Annotated in this window: 17 protein-coding genes; 8 read left to right on the top strand and 9 right to left on the bottom strand. The window is 64.7% G+C overall.

Annotated features, from left to right (window positions below; genetic code table 11):
- Positions 1 to 316 precede the first annotated feature (316 nt).
- Positions 317 to 1420 carry a hypothetical protein gene (locus tag ACXPWS_RS29270; protein WP_458713787.1) on the top strand — a complete coding sequence of 368 codons (1104 nt, stop codon included), beginning with the start codon at positions 317 to 319 and terminating at the stop codon, positions 1418 to 1420.
- Here ACXPWS_RS29270 and ACXPWS_RS29275 read toward each other — a convergent pair.
- From ACXPWS_RS29275 to ACXPWS_RS29290, 4 genes are read right to left on the bottom strand one after another with little or no spacing between them, the layout of a single operon-like run.
- Positions 1406 to 4051, bottom strand: a complete 2646-nt coding sequence (locus tag ACXPWS_RS29275; RefSeq protein ID WP_458710004.1) for a TniQ family protein — start codon at positions 4049 to 4051, stop codon at positions 1406 to 1408. The genes ACXPWS_RS29270 and ACXPWS_RS29275 overlap by 15 nt on opposite strands.
- A gap of 24 nt (positions 4052 to 4075) precedes the next feature.
- Positions 4076 to 5176: an AAA family ATPase gene (locus ACXPWS_RS29280; protein ID WP_458713737.1), complete on the bottom strand. Its 1101-nt coding sequence runs from the start codon at positions 5174 to 5176 to the stop codon at positions 4076 to 4078.
- A gap of 44 nt (positions 5177 to 5220) precedes the next feature.
- The gene (locus ACXPWS_RS29285) at positions 5221 to 7356 is read right to left on the bottom strand and encodes a helix-turn-helix domain-containing protein (RefSeq protein ID WP_458710005.1); all 2136 of its coding nucleotides are present in this window, start codon (positions 7354 to 7356) and stop codon (positions 5221 to 5223) included.
- Positions 7353 to 8093 (bottom strand): TnsA-like heteromeric transposase endonuclease subunit, encoded by a 741-nt coding sequence (locus tag ACXPWS_RS29290; RefSeq protein WP_458710006.1) that lies wholly within the window; start codon positions 8091 to 8093, stop codon positions 7353 to 7355. Before ACXPWS_RS29290 ends, ACXPWS_RS29285 begins: the two co-directional genes overlap by 4 nt.
- Positions 8094 to 8316: 223 nt before the next feature.
- On the opposite strand from ACXPWS_RS29290, the gene ACXPWS_RS29295 reads away from it, so the two are divergent.
- On the top strand, positions 8317 to 10215 hold the full coding sequence (locus ACXPWS_RS29295; RefSeq protein WP_458710007.1) for a flavin-containing monooxygenase: 1899 nt from the start codon (positions 8317 to 8319) through the stop codon (positions 10213 to 10215).
- A gap of 2 nt (positions 10216 to 10217) precedes the next feature.
- The gene (locus tag ACXPWS_RS29300; RefSeq protein WP_458710008.1) at positions 10218 to 11243 is read left to right on the top strand and encodes an alcohol dehydrogenase catalytic domain-containing protein; all 1026 of its coding nucleotides are present in this window, start codon (positions 10218 to 10220) and stop codon (positions 11241 to 11243) included.
- Between the two features lie 12 nt (positions 11244 to 11255).
- On the opposite strand, the gene ACXPWS_RS29305 is transcribed toward ACXPWS_RS29300, so the two are convergent.
- The gene (locus tag ACXPWS_RS29305; RefSeq protein ID WP_458710009.1) at positions 11256 to 11714 is read right to left on the bottom strand and encodes a MarR family winged helix-turn-helix transcriptional regulator; all 459 of its coding nucleotides are present in this window, start codon (positions 11712 to 11714) and stop codon (positions 11256 to 11258) included.
- A 109-nt stretch (positions 11715 to 11823) separates the two neighbouring features.
- On the opposite strand from ACXPWS_RS29305, the gene ACXPWS_RS29310 reads away from it, so the two are divergent.
- Positions 11824 to 12228 carry an organic hydroperoxide resistance protein gene (locus ACXPWS_RS29310; protein WP_458710010.1) on the top strand — a complete coding sequence of 135 codons (405 nt, stop codon included), beginning with the start codon at positions 11824 to 11826 and terminating at the stop codon, positions 12226 to 12228.
- A 93-nt stretch (positions 12229 to 12321) separates the two neighbouring features.
- On the opposite strand, the gene ACXPWS_RS29315 is transcribed toward ACXPWS_RS29310, so the two are convergent.
- From ACXPWS_RS29315 to ACXPWS_RS29330, 4 genes are read right to left on the bottom strand one after another with little or no spacing between them, the layout of a single operon-like run.
- The gene (locus tag ACXPWS_RS29315; RefSeq protein WP_458710011.1) at positions 12322 to 13665 is read right to left on the bottom strand and encodes an APC family permease; all 1344 of its coding nucleotides are present in this window, start codon (positions 13663 to 13665) and stop codon (positions 12322 to 12324) included.
- An 11-nt stretch (positions 13666 to 13676) separates the two neighbouring features.
- On the bottom strand, positions 13677 to 15338 hold the full coding sequence (locus tag ACXPWS_RS29320) for an amidohydrolase (RefSeq protein ID WP_458710012.1): 1662 nt from the start codon (positions 15336 to 15338) through the stop codon (positions 13677 to 13679).
- Positions 15339 to 15362: 24 nt separating this feature from the next.
- Positions 15363 to 16364 carry an agmatine deiminase family protein gene (locus ACXPWS_RS29325; RefSeq protein ID WP_458713738.1) on the bottom strand — a complete coding sequence of 334 codons (1002 nt, stop codon included), beginning with the start codon at positions 16362 to 16364 and terminating at the stop codon, positions 15363 to 15365.
- A gap of 11 nt (positions 16365 to 16375) precedes the next feature.
- Positions 16376 to 17356 carry a nitrilase-related carbon-nitrogen hydrolase gene (locus tag ACXPWS_RS29330; RefSeq protein ID WP_458710013.1) on the bottom strand — a complete coding sequence of 327 codons (981 nt, stop codon included), beginning with the start codon at positions 17354 to 17356 and terminating at the stop codon, positions 16376 to 16378.
- An 89-nt stretch (positions 17357 to 17445) separates the two neighbouring features.
- Here ACXPWS_RS29330 and ACXPWS_RS29335 point away from each other — a divergent pair, with 89 nt between their 5' ends.
- From ACXPWS_RS29335 to ACXPWS_RS29350, 4 genes are read left to right on the top strand one after another with little or no spacing between them, the layout of a single operon-like run.
- On the top strand, positions 17446 to 18042 hold the full coding sequence (locus ACXPWS_RS29335) for a TetR/AcrR family transcriptional regulator C-terminal domain-containing protein (RefSeq protein ID WP_458710014.1): 597 nt from the start codon (positions 17446 to 17448) through the stop codon (positions 18040 to 18042).
- 9 nt (positions 18043 to 18051) lie between these two features.
- Positions 18052 to 18744 (top strand): maleylpyruvate isomerase family mycothiol-dependent enzyme, encoded by a 693-nt coding sequence (locus ACXPWS_RS29340; protein ID WP_458710015.1) that lies wholly within the window; start codon positions 18052 to 18054, stop codon positions 18742 to 18744.
- A 56-nt stretch (positions 18745 to 18800) separates the two neighbouring features.
- Positions 18801 to 19739: an ABC transporter substrate-binding protein gene (locus ACXPWS_RS29345; RefSeq protein ID WP_458710016.1), complete on the top strand. Its 939-nt coding sequence runs from the start codon at positions 18801 to 18803 to the stop codon at positions 19737 to 19739.
- A gap of 37 nt (positions 19740 to 19776) precedes the next feature.
- Positions 19777 to 20460, top strand: a complete 684-nt coding sequence (locus ACXPWS_RS29350) for a queuosine precursor transporter (protein ID WP_458710017.1) — start codon at positions 19777 to 19779, stop codon at positions 20458 to 20460.
- The last annotated feature ends 62 nt before the right edge of the window (positions 20461 to 20522 follow it).

Consider the following 20522-nt stretch of genomic DNA (forward strand, 5'->3'; position numbering starts at 1 on the left):
CACCGCCGATCTCGCTGCACTGGGCGAGCACCTTCTCCGTTACGGCGACCGCACTGAACTTGAGCAACGAGTATCGCCGAGTGTGTGGCGCATATATGAAGCTCAATCCGAGAGGCCGTGCGCGTGCCCGGTATGGGCAGTGAGCAGAGACGCTACCTCGGCCGCCACATCCGCAGCAGCGGCGAGCCTCGCCATGCCAATCCTGGCGGCCTCGTCGGGAGTCTCAGGTGCACAACACCTTCGGGCAGTTCTACCTCTGATTCGCCCCGCGGCAAGGATGCCGCGGGCGATCAGCGGTCGCGCCATCACCGATACAGTGCGGACCATCGAATTGACGATGCGGGCCCAGAATCGTCGTGACCGGATCGACGTTCTCGGACGGCGCCGCACCGATCCGGGCGAGCACATATCAGCCGCGGCACGTTCGCGGCACCGCCGGATTCCGACGCTGCTATGGCCAACCGCAGCGGTCGGATTCACCACCAGCGGCGTGGGATTCGATCAGTTGCGGGCTGTGCTCAGTGTCGCGGTAGCGGTGACCGGTACCGACACCCCGCTGCCTCACGCATGCACACTCCTGGGATCGATCGCCACACCAGAAGGTGTGGCCCGTGTCCTGCGGTTACTGCGTGCCAGGTCAGACTGGGCTCACCTTGCCTCATCAATCACGGCGCTGGCCGCCCGCCTAGACGCAAAGTCGGGTGCCATCGATTACCAGCGTCGCCGCGAACTGTCCTACGAGGGTCTACTGACCGACTCACAGTGGCGTCGTCTGTGCCAAGAGACTTCCACGGTTGAGGGTAGCGGTCCTAAGATCCGGCTCTATCGATGCTGGCTGTTCGAACGCCTCACTGGCATACCGGGATATCGGGCTCCGCATGCTGTCCCACTACCGCGATTCAGAGCGGCGCTGGCCGGCCTCTCGCGTGCGCTCACACCCGAAGTCGTTGTGGCGCTGGATGCAGTGGCTCGTGAATTTCTCGCGATCCACGACTGCACTGACGAACCGGTACGGTGGCGGCCGATGCTCGATGAGCCGACCAGCGCCGCGCCGCCCGCCATGACGTGGGGCACCACGGCCGTCGAGCGGCTTCACAATCTGCTCAGAGACGAGGGTCTTTCACTGCGCGCCGCTGCTCACCTGTGCGACGTCAACATCGGCGTCGTACGGGAAGTCCTTAACGACCATCCGGTCCCGCCGGGCGGCTCGACGACACCCCATCGGGGTGCAGGCGTCGCGATAACGCGTGCACGCCAGGCGTTATCGGAGCAACGGTTCCGCCGATTGTATGAGGGCGAACGCCGAAGTTTGGCAAGCATCGCGGCGGCCATTGGGGTCTCCCGCAGCACCGTGGCCGTTCTATCGCGCGAGTACCGCATAGCCTTGCGACCCGCGCACCGTCCCTCATATCTTCGATGAGCGTCGTGGAGCGCGATCGCTGTGATGTTGGATGCGCAGGATGGCGACGGCGAGTCGGTTGCCCTCGGCGGTGATGGTCATCGGTGTGTAGCGCGAGGTAGTGCGTTCGATGAGTCGCACACTCAGTATTTTCTCCAGTCCGGCGATCTGGCGCGAAAGGGTGTCTGAATGGCATCCGATAGCCGCCGCAGCATCGGCAATGTTGCGATGTGTGGTCACGCTCGCGAATCGCTGCAGTCGATTCCATCCGCTCTTGTCAAGCAGCAGTGGTTCCAGCAGTGGTCCGACACCGAATTTCGCTACATACTTGCGTATTTCGGGGTCTTCGGCACGTCGGTAGTAGCGGTGTAGTGGAATCTGATGTTTGTGCGCCCAGTACCTCACACGACTGGGGTCATCACCCAGTTCGGCGGCCATCTCGCCGATCGTTTGACCTTTTTTGATGTGATGTTCGCGGATCCAGGCGGCCGGGATGGGGGCGCGTGCGGGACGGTGACGGGGTATCCCACATTTTCTGGCCCGCTGGGCCACGTGGTGTGCCGGGATGCCGTACCGCAGACCGATCTCGTCAAAGGTTCGCCCGTCAGTGCAATAGAGCCGCCGCAGTTCTTCGTCGCTGACGGCGATGTCGAATTCTTGCAGCCAGTTGGGCCATTTCGTTTTGGGGGGCAGCGGGTGTTCCTCAAGGACATGACGAATGAGAGGCAGCGGAATGTCGAGTTCGCGCGCAGCGCCAGGCACAGTGCTTTGACCAGAACCCAGCAACGTATGGAGCTCGGCAATGTTGACACCGTCGATGCGGGTCGGGAAGGGGTGGTCACCGAGAATCTCCAGGGGCGGTGACCAGGTGACGGGTTCGTCGGTGATGCCGTGCCGGTTCAAGAAGCGAGCAGCATGGGCGTCGAGGGCGTCTTTGAGGTCAGGCGTGAGTCGCAGCAAGAAGCGGTCCACGTTATACCGATTGCGCCTGATGGCGGTGTGACGGCCCGCCGGCATACCGCTGAGTCGTTCGAACATCCATATTCGGGCAACATGTATCGGTGCGGGTCGAGGGTGCAGCGCTTTGGCATATGGCCATAAGTGCTTCCATTCTTCAGTGCTGAGGAGGTCGCTGTAGTCGAGTTCGCGGCGGCGTTGGTAGTCGATCGGCGCTGGATGGTCGCCCAGGTAGCTGTGTAGCGCGGTGAGCGCTTCGGCCACACGCGTCCAGCGTGGGTAGAGGCTGGCGGCGTCGGCGAACGCGCTCACTCGTTTACGTTCCGCGGTCGACTGCAATCCCTCGCGCAGCGCTCGTTCTGGCAGGCGGACGCCGACCTCTAACATCAGCCACGACAACGTTTGGCGATAGGTAGTCCATGCCATCGTCCGGTCGAACACGTCTAGTGCTGCAGCCCACGGAGTCCACATGAGTGTGGGAACGCTGCGCAGTATCGGCACGACCGACGACGGCGGGTCCGGCCGGCGTGGCATCGGGCCATAGCAGCGGAACCGCAGCCTTTCTAAGGTTGCCCATTGCTTGGCCTGCGTGAGGATTTCGACGGCGCGCAGTGCGGCGCTGGGCTGATAGCCGCGATAACTGCGCGTGACGTAGATCAGGGCCGCCCGGCTATCATGCGGGGCCAGGGCTGCCAGGGCAGTCGCTGCGTGTTCCCGTGAGGGTTCCCTGATGACGTGTAATGCCGCCGTGATGCCGACCGACACAATCGCAGCACGTCCATGGGCGCTAAAGGGAATGCGCGCCCCCGGGCTCTCCGATTCGACACGCCACAACCGCGTCAGCTGCCGACATGTCTGAACCCGGTCCTGCTTCCCTGCCATGCTCGACAGACTTCGCGGGTTTGACGAACCGAGGATGCGCATGGCCAGGCGACGGGTGTCGGCCAAGAATTGCGCGCTGGTTACCGTTGCGCCGGAGTAGATCCCGGTGCTGATCACGTCGCTGGCCACCAGCGCGTTCATGGCGCGTTGCGCCTCGATCATGTCGGCGCCGGCCGGCAGGGCCAACACGGGTGCCTGTCGCAAATCCGCGCTGCAGCGGCAGAATTGAGGGCGGGGTGGTTGCCGGTCATGGAAGCAACCTGGTGCGGCGTACTGTTTGAGACCGCAGACCGCGCACGTGTCGTGAAGCAGGCAGGCGTGCTCGTGGCACACGGTCACCCACGGCAGACGCCACTGCAGTGACCAGCGTCCATTGGTCTGTTCGAGGCATGGTGGGCAGTAGCGGCGAAAGGCCAACGGGCGACCCCACCCAGTGGAGACGCCCCGGGAACTCACGTCAGAAACCACCGCCGGCAGCCCCAGACCCGCGACGGTCATCTGAGTGACCTGTCGTTCATTCACACCCGTGGCCGCTGCGACGGCGGCGAGCAGTTCCGGTGGGGCGAATCCGTCTAACGTGTTGTATCTAGGGACCTTTGAGGCGTTCACCGCCCTGGGTACCAGGGTGTTGAGCAGCACAGGGTACGGCGTCTGGAGTCGAGCGGCGATGGTGGCCAGCCACGATGTCAGCGATTCACCGTCGAGGGGTGCAATGCGCAGCGGGAGCGTCCGGGTGTGGGCATGGGTGCGCGCGTAGGACGGCGTGTAGGGCAGCACAGGTCGTGGACGGCTGATGGGAGCTTTGGTCGTCATGCGTGCCTGCAGCGGTTGAAGTGTTTACGCGGAGCGCGTGGGCTGTGTGATGTTCGCGCTGAGGCGGCGCGTGCGGAATGCCGCCGCGAGTTCGGCACGGGCTTTTTCGGCGGCGCTGTCGATCTTGAAGGAGTCGAAGAGCGCCTTGTTGAGGGTTTCGGTGCCGTTGTAGATCGCGCGAGCGCAGCCGATGCGGATCAGTTCCATCAATGAGCCGATATGTCCGGTGCTGCGCGTATAGAGGTACTCCCCCAGGTCGTCGGCGAGCATCCCCGCGTGTTTGGTGCCCAGAAGAACGTGGTCTTCGATGGTGGCCAGCAGCTGGTGCCATTGGCGGCGTTCGCGGTCGGTGTCGAGGCCGAAAGGCTTCATGTTGAGCATGATGGTGCGCCTGGTGGTCTGCTGGAGCACGACATCTTTGGGGTCGGCGTCATCGAGTGAGCAGCGTAGGTCTTCCATGAGGACTCCGCGTTGGGTGAGCCCGATGCCGATGTAGAGCAGGGTGACCGGGAATTCGTTGGCAATGAATTTGAAGTGGTTGCTGATCTCGATGCCGCCGTGGTGCTGCCAGTGCAGGAAGTGCAGGTCGTCGATGATGAGTAGCCGTGTTTCGCAGCTCAGGACATCATCGAGTGCTTGTTGGCCGAGTTGTTCGGTGGTGCCGCTGCGCTTGACGGGATGGGCATAGAAGTCGCAGAGCGCGGCGTTGAAATCTTTCATACTGGTGTTGCCGCGCATGCCGATGCGGCACACCGGCCACCGTTCGTCGCCGGCTTCAGTGTATTCGCCGTGGCGGCGGATCTCGCGATCATGAAATTGCTTGGCGAAGGATTCGACCGCGAGTGTTTTGCCCAGTCCCGGGTAGCCGTCAAGGGCGATGGCGGTCTTGGCGTGGTGACCGTCCTGGGTGCTGGCGTCGAGCAGCGGCCATAGGTTGTCGTGCACGGATTGCAGCTGGGGCGTTCTGAACAAGAGGTTGTTGTGCCAGTCGGCGCGACGCTGGTTGTAGATGTCGGCGGCGGTGTCGCTGAGGCGGCGGATCTGCCTGCTGGTCATGACATCCGGCCGTGATCGTGGGGGTGTCTGCACGTAGGCGCGCCACCCTTCTTTGCGAGAGAGGGTCATATTGTCCAGGTGGGACGAGCGGATCGTTGACGCTCGCGTGGTGCTCACAGGTCCTCCAACAGTCCTTCGTAGAAGCATCCGTCGTCGACGTCGGGGGCCTCATCGAGTTCATCTGCGAAAGCGGAAGTGTCGGTGTCGGTGTCGATATCGTCTGTCGTCGCCGTTCCGACGATGCGTTGTGAGGTAGGCAGCTCCGGTACGCGTACTGCGCGGTGAATGTCGATGGACAGGCCAGATTGTTGCCGGGCTACGCGCAGCGCGGCGCGTCGTTCAGTCATGGTGAGCCCTTGACTGAGGTGACGGCGCTCCAGCAGCTCAGTCAGGGCCAGTTTGTCATCGAAGTACCGATGCTTTTTCTTCACCTCTTGGCGTGCGAAGTGCAGTCCGTCCTCGGTGAACGGTCCATCGCACATGGGGGCTAGTTTCCACGTCAGCGCCTGCCATTCACGGGTGTTTTTGAGGTCGTAAAAGTAGATGTAGCGAATATCGTTGGGGTCGACATGAAAAGGCCACTGTCCGTTGTGCTCCGTGAAATTACTCTTTTCGCCTGCGGCGTAGCCGGTGAGCCATGGGCCTCGGTAGACGCGGCCGTCGATTTCTATTCCGTAGTGCTGAATTGTCCGCCACTGCACCTTGAGGAAGCCGTAAGCGAGATTGGCGTCTCGTGGAACTTCGATGTATCCGGCACGCGCTATCCCGTGTTCGAACATCTGGGCTGGAGACATCTTCAACTTCCACAGCCCAACCTCACCGACGCCGTCGTGCGCGCGTCGGTGGTACACGCAGGCAACCCATTCACGTAACAGTGCTTCCAACTCGTCGAGGAAGAAGAAGGCGTCACGCTCGGGGTCCAGACCGCGTGAGGAGACATCTGGCCCTTTGTAGCCGGGGAGTTCTTGCAGAAAGCTTTGACGGACGGTCCGGAAGAACCGTTCGACCGGGCCCTTGTCGCGCCCAGTGCGGACGCGGGCCGGCTGAATCGAAATGCCCAACTGTCGGCAGGTGCTAGTCACTTGTTCAGAGACATAGACTTTTGCATGATCGACGACCAGAGTCTCGGGCATCAATGCGGGCGTGGCCGCCATGACGCTGTCCTCATGTAGCGCTTGAACCTCCACCAGCACCGAGCGCGGGACGCCGTGCGGTGGCCAGACGGCCTCCGCCGGCCAGTCGGTGGCGGCCAGCGGGGGACGGAATGCTTGATAAAGGACCGCTGCGACGTCGACGGCTTTCGTCGTCGGCGTCAGCGCCAAACCCACAATGCAACGCGAATACCAATCCATCGCGACAGTGAGTTCCACACCTACCCACTGCAGAGTCTGAGGATCCATCGCAAACACATCCAGAGGGGTGGTATCCATCAGCAGATATTCACCCGGCCGCGAAGGAAGCAACGCGCCGTAGGGTCGTGTGGATCGAGCGGCGACGTCACGCACCCGTTTAGTGCTTTTGGAGAACAGCGGCTGCATTTGTTCGAGTTGGGACAGGATTCGGTAAGCAGTCGCCTGCGATGGCAACTTGACCACACCATTGCCATAAGTGGCTTCTATCCTCGCCCGCGTGTGATTGATGATGAAATCCCTTGTGGGCGTCGATACATCGGTGTGTTCACGCATGATGTCGGATGCTGTCTGCTCGAAGAGCGCAAATCGGGCGCTGCCACAGATGGATTGTGACGCCTTTGATGGCAGCAGCCCGACTTCGCCCTCTGCTTCATAGCGGCTGACCCAACGCTCAACTGTTCGTCGCCCAATGCCGAGTTCGTTCGCTTTCGCCGCCATTCGTTCTAGTTTCGGCACGGCCGACACGTAAGCGCCGCGAGGCTCGTGCGCTAACCCCGTAGCTGCGGCGCCAGATCGGTACCCGGTCAATACTTCTCGTACGTGCGCAGCTCGGCCCTGCGCTTCCCGTCGAGCCGACTCCGATACCGCCGACCACCTCACTGCAGTAGGAATGTCAGCACTTGCACAGATGTCGACGTCGAGACCGTCGGTGAACACACACGACCGGTCAGAGAACATCAGCTCAGTGAGAGTGAACCGGCGAACCGAGTTCGTCCGCAACTGCTTCGCCACAACCTCAGACACACCCGCAACGAGGTGCATCTCAACAACTTCAGACAGCTCCCCGTCGTAGACGAACCGTGTGCCGACTCCTACGCGTACACCAGCCTGTTTCATAGTCCCGGCTCCAATACTGTGGTTCCGTCAAGACGGCGGTCGAGATCGGCGTGGAACTCGTGGCGCCACAACATGCCAAGCAACGCCGCGCGGGCCAACGGGCGCGACCGACCCACCAACACCGCTTCAGCCCGCACGATGGGGTGTCCGACGAGTTCTTCTCGCCTGCAACGGAGCTCGGATAAAATGTCCTGGTCGACAAGCCATTCACGTCGATAGCCGGCAAGGAACCTCACGTTGACCATACGTACGACGCCGGGTTCGTTGACCACCTTGTATGACCAGCCGAGCGACTCGACGACTACCTTCGTCCACCCGCACAATCTGACGATGCGCGGATGGTCCATCCGCTCGGCCCGCACCACATCGACCACCACCGGCCCAAGCTGGCTCTCAAACAAGTAGTCGGGAACGTGCCAATGTTGATGACCATCGATTTCGACGATCAACTTGAATGGCTGCGCAACGATGTGATGCACCGCTGCATCGAAATCAGCCAGGATGAGGTTGGCGAGCTCTAGCCGCGATTCATAGATGACATGGTCACGCTCGGTACTCGCCCAATACGTTCCCGAGTAGTGCCGCTGGCCGTAGTACCAGCTGAATGTGCGCCACGGCTTCGCCCGGAACAAAGACGTGGGTGACGCCTTCAGAGCCGGAACACAGCGTTCTTCCCCTACCGCTGGCCGGTATGCGATGGCCGCGGAGTCCACATCAACACTGACCAAGTCGGACATAGCTGCACCGCAGCTTCAGTTTGTCACCTTCGCCGGATAGGCGTGATCGAACGTGACAATTCAATCGCAACAGTAGCTTAGCCGGGCTACGTACTTTCTCATCTTTTTGGCGAATTCGCCATCGAGTCGCCATTCCTGTGAGAAGGTCGCCACCTATTTTGAGAACCTACAGCGCCGAACGCACCCTTGCCCGATAACGCTACGCCACGTAGCGTAACTGTCCGTGACGCGCAGCTTCCACGCCGGACAGCCGTTTGACACCCCGGACGCCGAGATCGCCGCGGCCCTGGAGGACGTCAGCATTCCCACGCTGCTGTTGTCACTCGTGCACCTGACCGGCGACCCGTCCTACATCCGGGACTTCAAGCAGGCCGGGCTGTTCCTCAACGAAGTGCAGGGCTTCATGAGCGAAGAGGACAAGGCACGGGCACGGGCGATCGCACTGCCGCTGATCGCCGACTACCGCGACCGCGGGTGCCCGGTTCCCGACCCACTCGCGCCCGACCTGGTCAGGGAAATGCTGGACTGGGCGGCCTGCGAACCGGTGGACGAGGACAATGTGCCGCTGGTGCTGGAAGAACTCGACCTCGACGGCGTCGATCCCCGGCGGCCCCGGGCACTGACCGGCGCGGAGGACTTTCATGTGCTCGTCATCGGCTGCGGGGAATCCGGCGTGCTGGCCGGTGTCCGGCTCAAACAGGCCGGTATCGGGTTCACCATCGTGGAGAAGAACGCCGGGCCGGGCGGAACCTGGTGGGAGAACAGCTATCCCGGCGCCCGCGTCGACGTGGCCAACCATTTCTACTGTTACAGCTTCGAACCCAGCAATCATTGGGACCACTTCTTTGCCGAACAGCCCGAATTGCGGCAGTACTTCCAAGATGTGGTGGAGCGCCACGACCTGCGACCGCATATCCGGTTCAACACCGAGGTGCGTTCCGTCAACTGGGACGGTGACCTCTGGACGGTCGATACCGACAACGGGACCTTCACCGCCAACGCGATCATCACCGCCGTCGGCCAACTCAACCGCCCGCAGATCCCCGACTTCCCGGGCGCTGACACGTTCACCGGGCCGTCGTTCCACTCGGCGAAGTGGGACCACGACGTCGACGTCACCGGTAAGCGCGTCGCCCTGATCGGCGCCGGCGCCAGTGGCTTTCAGATCGCTCCGGCCATCGCGGACAAGGTGGAACACCTGACGGTGTTCCAGCGCACCGCGCAGTGGATGTTCCCCAACCCGATGTATCACGACCGGGTGCCCGATGGCGCCCGGTGGGCCATGGAACACCTGCCGTACTACGGCCGCTGGTACCGATTCCTACTGCTGTGGCCGGGCGCGGACAAGGGGCTCGATGCCGCGCGTGTCGACCCGGACTATGCCGACCAGGGCAACGCGGTCAGCGAGATCAACGCCATCGCACGGATCATGTTCACCGACTGGATCACCACCCAGGTCGGTGATGATCCCGATCTGCTCGCCAAGGTCCTGCCCGACTATCCCGCCACCGGCAAGCGCACCCTGCAGGACAACGGCAGCTGGTTGTCCACTCTCAAACGCGACAACGTGGAGCTGGTCCGCACCCCGATCGAGAGCATTTCCCCGACCGGGGTTCGCACCACCGACGGCACTCACCACGACGTCGATATCATCGTGTACGCCACCGGTTTTCGGGCCACCGACGTACTATTTCCGATGAGTATCACCGGCCGCGACGGCGCCGACCTGCACACCCGATGGGGCACCCGACCCTTCGCCTACCGCGGGATCACCGTGCCCGGCTTCCCCAACTTCTTCATGACCTACGGTCCCGGTACCCACCTGGCACACGGTGGCAGCCTCATCATGAACTCCGAGTTGCAGATGCGCTATATCAACCAATGCCTCGAGCGCCTCATCACCTCGGGCCTGCGATCGATGGAACCGCTGCCCGAGCCCACCGCGGCCTGGCATGCCAAGTCCCAGGAGGCGATCGGCAAGACGGTGTGGGCACACCCGTCGGTCACCCACTCGTACTTCAAGAACGCCGACGGCGAGATCCACACCGTCAGCCCGTGGCGATTGTCCGAATACCGCTCTGCCATCGACGAACCCATCTGGGCTGACTTCCAGGAGGCATGAGCATGCGTGCGGTCATTGTCGACAGTTCAGGCCACATCAGCGTCGCGGATCGTCCGGACCCGGTGCTACCGGCGCCGGACGGCGCCATCGTGCAGGTGAGCGCGACCGGCATCTGCGGATCCGACCTGCATTTCTTGGAGGGCCACTACCCCATCGCCGAACCTGTCGCGCTCGGGCACGAGGCGGCCGGCGAGGTCGTGGAAATCGGCTCGGAGGTATGCGGATTCAAGGTGGGCGACCGGGTACTGGTGTCCTCGGTGGCCGGATGCGGGTATTGCGCAGGATGCGCGACCCGAGATCCGATCCGCTGTCTCGGCGGACCGCTGATCTTCGGCTCCGGGGCGCTCGGCGGTGCCCAGTCCGAACTGCTCGCCGTACCGGCCGCGGACTTCCAATTGCTGGCCATTCCGGAAGGAATCGACACCGAGCAAGCACTGCTACTCACCGACAATCTGGCGACCGGCTGGGCCGCGGCCAAACGGGCCGACATCCCGATCGGCGGCACCGTCGCGGTGATCGGACTGGGGGCCGTCGGCATGTGCGCGCTTCTGAGTGCCTTCACCCTCGGTGCGGCAACGGTTTTCGCCGTCGACCCGGTACCGGCACGACGTGAGCGGGCGGCGTCGCGGGGCGCAGTGCCGATCGCCCCGCCGGCAGGTCAGCCGGTGCGCGAACTGACCAACGGCCTGGGCGCGGACTCGGTGATCGACGCCGTCGGCACCGACACCTCGATCAACGACGCGCTGGACACCGTGCGCACCGGCGGGACGGTGTCGATCGTCGGCGTCCACGATCTGGCGCCCTACCCGCTGCCTGCGCTGGCCTGCCTGATCCGCAGCCTGACGATCCGGCTGACCACCGCCCCGGTGCAGCAGACCTGGCCCGAGCTCATCCCGCTGCTACAAGCCGGCCGTCTGGACGTCAGCGGAATCTTCACCACCACAATGCCGTTGGATGCCGCGGTGGACGGATACGCGGCCGCCATGTCCAGGTCGGGTGAACACCTGAAGGTGTGTCTGCAGCCGTAGGACGGCGGGCATTCAGCTCGATGGCGACGAGCCGGATTCTCGAACATGCCGGCGCAGATTGTCCCGCACGGTCGCCACCCCGCGTTGCAAGGTGCGCAGCTCATCCAGGGACAGGCCGGTCGCGGCGACCAGATCCATCTCCACCCCCGTCTCGCGCAACTCCCGGCCCGCGTCGGTCAGACTGACCACCACCTGGCGTTCGTCGCGCTGATCGCGGACCCGGGTGACGAGCCCCACCGACTCGAGTTTCTTGAGGATCGGGGTGAGGGTGTTGGACTCCAGGAAGAGTTTCTCGCCCAGCCGGCCGACCGTCTGGTGGTCTTCCTCCCACAGCGCCACGATGGCGATGTACTGGGTGTACGTGACGCCCAGCTTGTCCAGGATCGGTTTGTACGCGCGGCCATAGGCGAGGTTGGCCGAGTAGACCGCGAAGCACATGAAGTCGGCCAGCTTCGGGACGTCCCGTGTCATCACTTCAGCCTACCGAAAATTACTCGGATCCGATTTAATCGGACGGGAATGATCGACCGATCGTGTCCGTTCTGCCATGTACAACGTTCACCGAGCCGAGGAGTCTTCAATGTCCGTCCTGTACACCGCCCAGACCCACACCACCGGCGGCCGCTCCGGCGAGTCCTACAGCTCGGACGGTAACCTCGACATCCAGCTCACTCCGCCCGGCGCCACCGGTACCGGCACCAACCCCGAGCAGCTCTTCGCCGCCGGCTGGTCGGCGTGCTACCTCAGCGCCATGGGACTGGTCGCCGGTCAACACGACGTGAAACTGCCCACCGACACGGCGGTGGACGCCGAAGTCGACCTCGTCAACACCGACGGCGCCTTTTCCCTGCAGGCCCGCCTGAACGTCGCCATCCCCGGCGTCGACCGCGAGGTCGCCCAGAAGATCATCGACGCCGCCCACGAGGTATGCCCCTACTCCAAGGCCACCCGGGGCAACATCCCCGTCACCGTCACCCTGGTCTGATCGCCCGTCCAGACTCCGCCGCCGGCTACTGAATCCCCGTAGCCGGCGGTCGGCATGTCAGCCTCGGAATGGGACGCGCGGTGATTCACCGTCTTACTCCTCGATAACCAGCGTCGGCGTCGGCCGGGAGAATCCGCGGGTAACGGCCAGCAGCCAGACGAAGCCGATCGCCAGCCAGATCAAGCCGACAACCAGCGCCGTACCCGACAGGCTGGTCCACAGCCACAGCGTCAACACGAAACCGATCAACGGCAGCACCAGGCTGTCCAGCAACTTGACGCCCTGGCGTTGTTTCAGATCGACGAAATAGTGCTTGATCACCGACAGGTTCACCACCGAGAACGCCACCAGCGCACCGAAACTCACCACCGACGCCAGCAGCGCCAAGTCGACGAAGACGGCGGCCAGCGAGATGACCGACACGAATCCGATGGCGTAAACCGGCGTACTGAAGCGCACCGAGACGTGACCGAACACCTTGCGCGGCAGAATGCCGTCGCGGCCCATTGCGTAGAGGATCCGCGCCACCGACGCCTGCGAGGTGATTGCCGATCCGAGGGCGCCGGCGACATAGGCGGCGGTGAAGAAGGAGTTCAGAAACTGGCCACCGGCCGTCGTCATCACCTCCAACGAACCGGAGTCGACGTCGGCGAATTGGTTGGACGGGTACACCAACTGCGACACGTAGGACAGGACGATGAAGATCAGGCCCGAGGCGACCGTCGCGATCATGATGGCCCGCGGGACGCTGCGCTTGGGATCCTTGGCCTCCTCGGAAAGTGTTGACACCGCGTCGAAACCGAGGAACGACAGGCACAGGATGGCTGCACCGGCCAGGATCGGGTCGAACCCGCCGGCCGATCCGTCGCCCCGCAACGGGGCCATCACGTCGACCGTGCCGGCATGCGAGACCGCGATGGAGGCCATCACGATGAACACCACGATGAAAATCGCCTGGATCCCGATGATCAGGAAGTTGGCCCGGTCCACCGACACGATGCCGATGATGTTGAGCACCGTCACGATCGCGATGGTGACGATGACGATGAGCCACGCCGGGATGGCCGGAATCGCCGCATTGAGATAGATGCCGATGACGAGGTAGTTCAGCATCGGCAGGAACAGATAGTCCAGCAGCAGCGACCACCCGGCCAGGAACCCGATCGGCGCGCCGAACGACTTCTGGGTGTAGGTGTACGCCGATCCCGCGACCGGGTATGCGGTGGCCATCCGCGCGTACGAGCGGGCGGTGAACACCATGGCCGCCAACGTGACCAGGTAAGCCACCGACAACCGGCCGCCGGTGGTCTCGGTGACGATGCCGTAGGTGGTGAACACCGTCAGCGGCACCATGTACACCAGACCGAACAGCACCAGCGAGGGCAGCCCCAGCACCCGTTTCAGGTTGCCTTCGGTTTCCGCGATCGTCTCAGACATGTTGGAGCCTTTCACTGTTCGGCTGCGTAGACCCGCCGGCCCTGCAGATAGGTGGCCCGCACCCGCAATCCGGGAAGGTCCAGCGCGGCGGTGCTGAGGGGATCGCCCTCCAACCAGACCAGGTCGGCGCCGGCGCCCGGCGCGATGCGGCCCCACGCCGTCTCGGCGAAGGCCTGGTGTGCCACCGCGGCGGTGTAGGACGACAATGCCTGCTCGATGGGCACGATCTCCTCGGGAGTCCAGCCCCCGTCGGGTTGTCCCTCGGCGGTGCGGCGAGATACCGCGACCGCGATCCCGTCCAGCGGCGCTCCCGAGGATACCGGCCAATCCGAGCCGAATGCCAGTGCCGCTCCTGATGTTTCGAGCGTACGCATACGGTATTGCTTGTCCGAACGCTCGGCACCCAGCCTGGGGATGGTCAGCACCGTCATCAGGGCATCCATCTGCGCCCACAATGGCTGCATGTTGGCGATGACGCCGAGCGCGGCGAACCGGTCGATGTCGGCGTCATCGACGAGTTGGGCGTGCGCGATGACGGGGCGCCGGTCCCGCGGACCGTTGTGCGCCGCGACGTACTCGACGGCGTCCAGCGCCTGGCGCACCGCGGCGTCGCCGATGGCATGGATGTGGATCTGGAATCCCAGCTCATCGACCCGGCGTGCGGCTTCGGCCAGCGAATCACCTTCCCACAGCTGCATTCCGAAACTATTTCCCGGGTCGCTGCGCTCTCCCCCGCAAGCGGGAGGTGCCCCCAGCCCTCCGTGACTGTGCAGGCCCGAGCAGTACGGAGCCAGCAGCGCGCCGGTCTCGTTCTCCACCACTCCGTCGGCGAAGAACTTCACCGTATTGGCCGTCAGAAAAGGCGAGTCGGCCTGCCGCACCCGCTCCCGGGCGGCGGCGTATTGCGTGATCTGGGAATCGAAATGGCGCGGGTCGGCGTAGAACGCGAGGTTGAACCGCAACCGCAGGGCACCCTGGCGCGCGGCGGCGAGGTAGGTGTCCACGTCGGCGGGCTCCACCCACGCGTCCTGCACCCAGGTCACACCGCGGGCCAGGAAGTAGTCGGCGGCAGTGCCCAGCGCCGCAATGCGCACGGCCTCGTCCTGGGCCGGCATGACGGTGCTCACCAGGTCGGTGGCACCCCACTCCCGCAGGGTGCCCAGCACCGTCCCGTCATCGCGGCGCGGGATCTCACCGAGTACGGGGTCGGGGGTGTCGTCGGTAATACCGGCCCGTTGCAGGGCAACAGAATTCACCCAGAACGTGTGGTAGTCCCAGGCCCGCAGCACCACCGGACGGTCCGGTACGGCGGCGTCGAGCCAGCGCGCGTCGAACAGGCCGCCGGGAACCAGGCTGCCGTCATACGACGCGCCGGCGATCCATTCCTGGTCTGGGTTGTCGGCGGCGAATCTTGCCACTTCGGCCACGATTTCGTCGACCGAGCCGCAGGATCGGACCTGCGGGCCGGCCGATTCCAGCCCGCCGTACAACGGGTGGGCGTGCCCGTCACCGAAGGACGGCATGAGGAATCCACCGTTGAGATCCACGATTTCGGCAGCCTGCGCCGCACGGGCCTGCGATCCCAGCGCCACCACGACACCATCGGCGACGAGCAGGGCGTCGGTGATCCCGGTTCCGGTCCAGATGGTTCCGTTGTCAAAAAGTGTCGCCACGTCGGGCACACTACGCCCGGACACCTACGCGCGCAGGGTTATCGGGGACGGCTGCTGCTGTGTGATGCAGTGGATACCGCCGCCCCGCTCGAACAACGGCCGCGCGTCGACGCTCACCACGGTGCGCCCCGGGTACTGTTCGGCCAGGATGGCTGCGGCGTCGGCATCGCGCGCGTCGCCGAAGCTGCAGGCGATCACCCCGCCATTGACCACCAGGTGGTTGATGTAGCTGTAGTCGACGTAACCCTCTGCGTCGGTGAGGGTGTCCGGCGCCGGCATGTCGACGATCTCGAAGCGATCCTCCAATGCGCCACGGATCTCCTTGGAAACCAGGGTGTCCGGGTGCTCGTCGGCGGTCTGGGTGTGCAACAGCAACCGGCCCGGCGAGGTGATGGCGGCGACGATGTCGACGTGTCCCCTGGTACCGAAACGCTGCGAGTCGCGGGTGAGCCCACGCGGCAACCAGACCACGTCGCCGGCACCGATGGTGCGGGCCAGTTCGGCCTCGACGTCCGCCTTGTCCAGTCCGGGATTGCGGCCCGGGTCGAGTTGGACGGTCTCGGTCACCAGCACCGTGCCGCGCCCGTCCACCTGGATGCCGCCGCCCTCGTTGACCAACTTCGAATTCACGATGGGCACCCCGGCCAGTTCGGCGACGGTGACACCGATCTTCTCGTCCCGGTCCCAGCGTGCCCAATCCTGCGCACCCCAACCGTTGAACACCCAGTCCACCGCGGCCACCGAGCCGTCCGCCGCGTGCACGAACGTCGGCCCGATATCCCGCATCCAGGCGTCGTTGAGCGGCGCCTCGACAACCTGGATGTCTTGGGATACATAGTGTTTGGCCACGTCCAGTTCGGCGGGATCGACCAGCATGGTGACCGGTTCGAACTCGGCGATGGCATGCGCGACGGCCGCCCAGGTGGAACGGGCCTCGTGGTGTTCGGCTTCGGTGTCACCCAGCGAATACCCGGCTGAGGGGAACGCCATCCACACCCGGTCCTGTGGGGCGGCCTCGGCGGGCATCACATACGTGGTCACTTGACCACGGCTGTCGCGGCGTGGCCCGCACCGTACGGGCGGTCGACATCCACGGGTGCGGTCAGGCCGTGGTAGCTCTCGGGGCGGCGGGTCAGTAGGAACGGGAAGAGCTCCAGCCAGTCCCGGCGCTGGTCCAGATCGAGGTCGGCGACCAGGACGGCCTCTTCGTCGCGCGGCGCCTGCACCAGCACCCGGCCGTACGGGTCGGAGATGAACGACGAGCCGTAGAAGGACAGCGCACCCTCGTTGCCGGTGCGGTTGGGCACCACCATGAACAGCCCGCTGTTGATGCCGTTGGCCACGATCACCTGCTGCCACAGCGGCTGGGTGTCGAACGCCGGGAATACCGGTTCCGAACCGATGGCCGTCGGGTAGACCACGATCTCGGCGCCGCCGAGTGAGTAGTTCCGGGCCACCTCGGGGAACCACTCATCCCAGCAGGTCGGCATGCCCAGCCGCGCTCCGAGGCCCTCGGGCGCATAGACCGGATACGCGTCCTCGGCGGGACCCGGACGAAAGTAGGTGTCCTCGTAGTAGCCGGCCGAGATCGGGATGTGCATCTTGCGGGTGCGCCCGACCAATTCTCCCGACGGCGACACCAGGATTGCCGTGTTGAATCCCAAACCATCTGCGGCGGGCGACTTTTCGTAGAGCGAGGCGTGCACGAAGATCCCGTTGTCGCGCGCGGCCTCGGCGGCCAGGGCGAACGTCGGTCCCTCGGTGAGCTCCTCGGCGTCAGCTCCAGGGTTCGGGCCGGCCTTGGTGTCGGCGGGATAGCGCAGCAGGGTGATCTCGGGCAGGAAGACCGCACGGGCACCCTCGCCCGCGGCCCGGTCGATGCCGTCGCGCAGCACCTTGGCCAGTTCGGCCGTGTCGTCGCGCCAGTGGTGCTGGACGAGCGCGACCCGCAACGGGGGCCGATCGGAGGCGGTGGTGCGCGACAGCGGCTCGGGTGCGCCTGCGGTCAAGGTCTGCATGTCGATCCCCTAAAACGAATTGGTTTCGTTTATTGTGTGATGGAAGCCACGTCTGCGCAAGTGGTACGGAGAAATCGGGAGGTTTTGCGATGGGCCGACCTTCGGTGCCGATCTTGTCCACCGACCGCATCGCCCGCGCGGCAATGGATCTGGTGAACGCCAGCGGCGGATTCACCATCCCGGACCTGGCCCGCAAGCTGAAGGTCAGTCCATCCTCGCTGTACAACCACATCGCCGGGCGTGAGCAGATCGTCGAGTTGCTTCGCGAGGCGATGATGAGCGAGGTCGAACTGCCCACGCTGGACGGTCCGTGGGCCGAGGTGGTCGCCGACATCATGCGGTCCTACCGGCGCAGCTACGCCCGCTACCCGCGGTTGATCCCACTGATGACGGCGTATCCGGTGAGCAGCCGGCACGCCGTGCAGATGTACAACGCCCTGGCCCAGACACTGACCAGGGCGGGGTACGGGCCGGCCGCCACCCTGCACATCATCACGCTCATCGACAACTTCGTGCTCGGTTCGGCGCTGGACGCGGCCGCCCCCGCCACGCCGTGGGGGTCCAGTCCGGACGTCGGACCGGAGTTCGCGGCGGCATTGGCCACCGGTGACCACATGGCGGGCCGCGCCGAGGAGGCGTTCGAGTTCGGCCTGGCCGTGCTGCTGCGAGGACTCCCCCCGCCGTAATCTGCCCGGATGGACAACCACCTGCTGCTGGGCCAGCTGCAAAACGACGTGATCGCCATCCAGTCGGTGGCACTGGCCGGCGGACCCGATCTGGACCGGCAGGTACCGACCTGCCCCGGGTGGACGGTCACCGATCTGCTGGGCCACCTGTGGGTGGTGCAGACCTGGGTGCGATCGGTCCTGCGCGGCCGTGAACCGCAGGCCACGCCGGAGGCCGGCCCGTCGGCCGTCGCCGATTTCATCGACGGCATTCCCGACTTCCTCACCGCGGTCCGTGCCGTCGCCCCCGAGGAACCCTGCTGGAACTTCGGACCACCGCCCCGAACGGCCGGCTGGTGGATCCGTCGCCAAGCCCACGAACATGCCATCCACCGTGTCGATCTGGAATCCGTCTTCGGCACGACGCCTGCCTTCGACGCGGCCTTCGCCGCCGACGGCGTAGGCGAGGTGGTGTCGATGTTCTACCCGCGCCAGCTGCGGCTGGAGCGCACCGCGCCGGCGACCGAAACTGTGCGCTTCGTCGCCGCCGACACCGGGGATACCTGGACCCTCGGTGACGGCGAGCCCGTCGCCACCGTCACCGCCGATGCCCACGCCCTGTACCTGGGGCTGTGGAAACGCCTCGACCTGTTTGCCGATTCGCACATCGACGGTGACGATGCGGCCGCGCGCCGCACACTCGGTCTCGCGCTGACCCCCTGATCGGATTTGTCGCCTCCCACGCAGACGCGACCAGCGCAATTGGCTACTCTCGCAACGTGCCGACACACCTGTCCCGGCGCGGCTTCCTGGCGATGACCGCGGGGGTGACACTGCTGGCCGCCTGCGGTCAGCAGAAGCCCGGCACGGTTGCCAAAGACGGCTCGGTGACCGTCAAGCACGCGTTCGGCGAAACCAAGATCCCCGCCCAGCCCACCCGGGTGGTCAGCGCGGGCCTCAACGACCAGGACTTCCTGCTGGCGGTGGGCGTGGTGCCCATCGCGGTGACGGACTGGTTCGGCGCCCAGCCGTTCGGCGTATGGCCTTGGGCCACCGCCAAACTCGGCGCGGCCCAGCCCACGGTGTTAAACCTGGCCGACGGCGTCGACACGGACGCCATCGCCGCGCTCAAACCGGACCTGATCGTCGCCACCAACGCCGGCCTGGATCAGGACACCTACACCAAACTGTCCGGGATCGCCCCGACGGTCGCGCAGTCCGGGCAGGACGCCTTCTTCGAATCGTGGAAGGACCAGGCGGCCACCATCGGGCAGGCGGTGTTCAAACACGACGAGATGACCCAACTCGTCACCGACGTGGACAACAAGTTCACCGCCGCCGCCAAGAACCACGCTGCGTTCACCGGCCGCACGGCGGTGCTTCTCGAGGGCGCGCTCAGCGACGACCACATCGTCGTCAGCTCCGGCTGGCGCAGCGATTTCCTCACCGAGCTCGGCTTCACGGTGCCCGCGGTACAGACACCGATTGCCCGCGACAAATTCGGGGCCGAGCTCGGGGGCACCGACGTCCTGCTGTGGACCACCGACAGCGATGCAGCTCGGGATGCGCTGCTGGCCGACCCTGAGATCGCCACACGCAAAAAGCACAATGTGTTCACCGATCCCGAACTGGCCGCCGCCATCGCCTTCTCGTCGCCGTTGTCACTGCCCGTCGTCGCCGATCGGCTGCCGGCGCTGCTGGCGGCCGCGGTGGGCTAACACAGGGCGCACCGGAACGGCCTGACAAGATGTCCGGGTGACCAGCACCGAGGACCGTGAACCGACCCGTTTCGCGCAGATCGGCTCGGCCTACTATCCGATCTTCGTTGCGGTGTTCACCGCGCTGGTCATCATCTCCAACGTCACCGCCACCAAGGGCGTGGCGTTCGGGCCCATCCTCACCGACGGTGGCTTCATCGTCTTCCCGTTGACCTACGTCATCGGTGACGTGTTGTCGGAGGTGTACGGATTCAAGGCCGCCCGCAAGGCCATCCTGCTGGGTTTCCTGATGAACGTGCTGGCCGCCGTCATGTTCTGGGTGACGCTCTATCTACCGGCTGCGGATTTCTACGAGAACCAGGCCCACCTGGAGAACGTCGTGCACGCCTACACCCAGCTGATCATCGCGGGACTGGCCGGCTTCATCGTCGGGCAGACCATCAACGCCTGGGTCGTGGTGGCCATCAAGGAGCGCACCAAGGAGAAGCACCTGTGGGCGCGGCTGGTCGGGTCGACGTTCGCCGGGCAGCTCGGTGACACCCTGGTGTTCTGCACCATCGCCGCCGGCGCCATCGGCATCACCACCTTCAAGGATCTCGCCGTCTACACCGCACTCGGCTGGATCTACAAGACCGCGGTCGAGGTGGTCATGCTGCCGATCACCTACCGGGTGATCGCGTACGTGAAGCGCCACGAACCCACCTACGCACTGGCTGCCTAAACAGCCCTTAAGGCTCCTCTGGCAAAGCTCATAGAGCACCGCAAATCGAGGTTACTCGGCGG

This window comes from Mycobacterium sp. BMJ-28 (genome assembly GCF_054404835.1).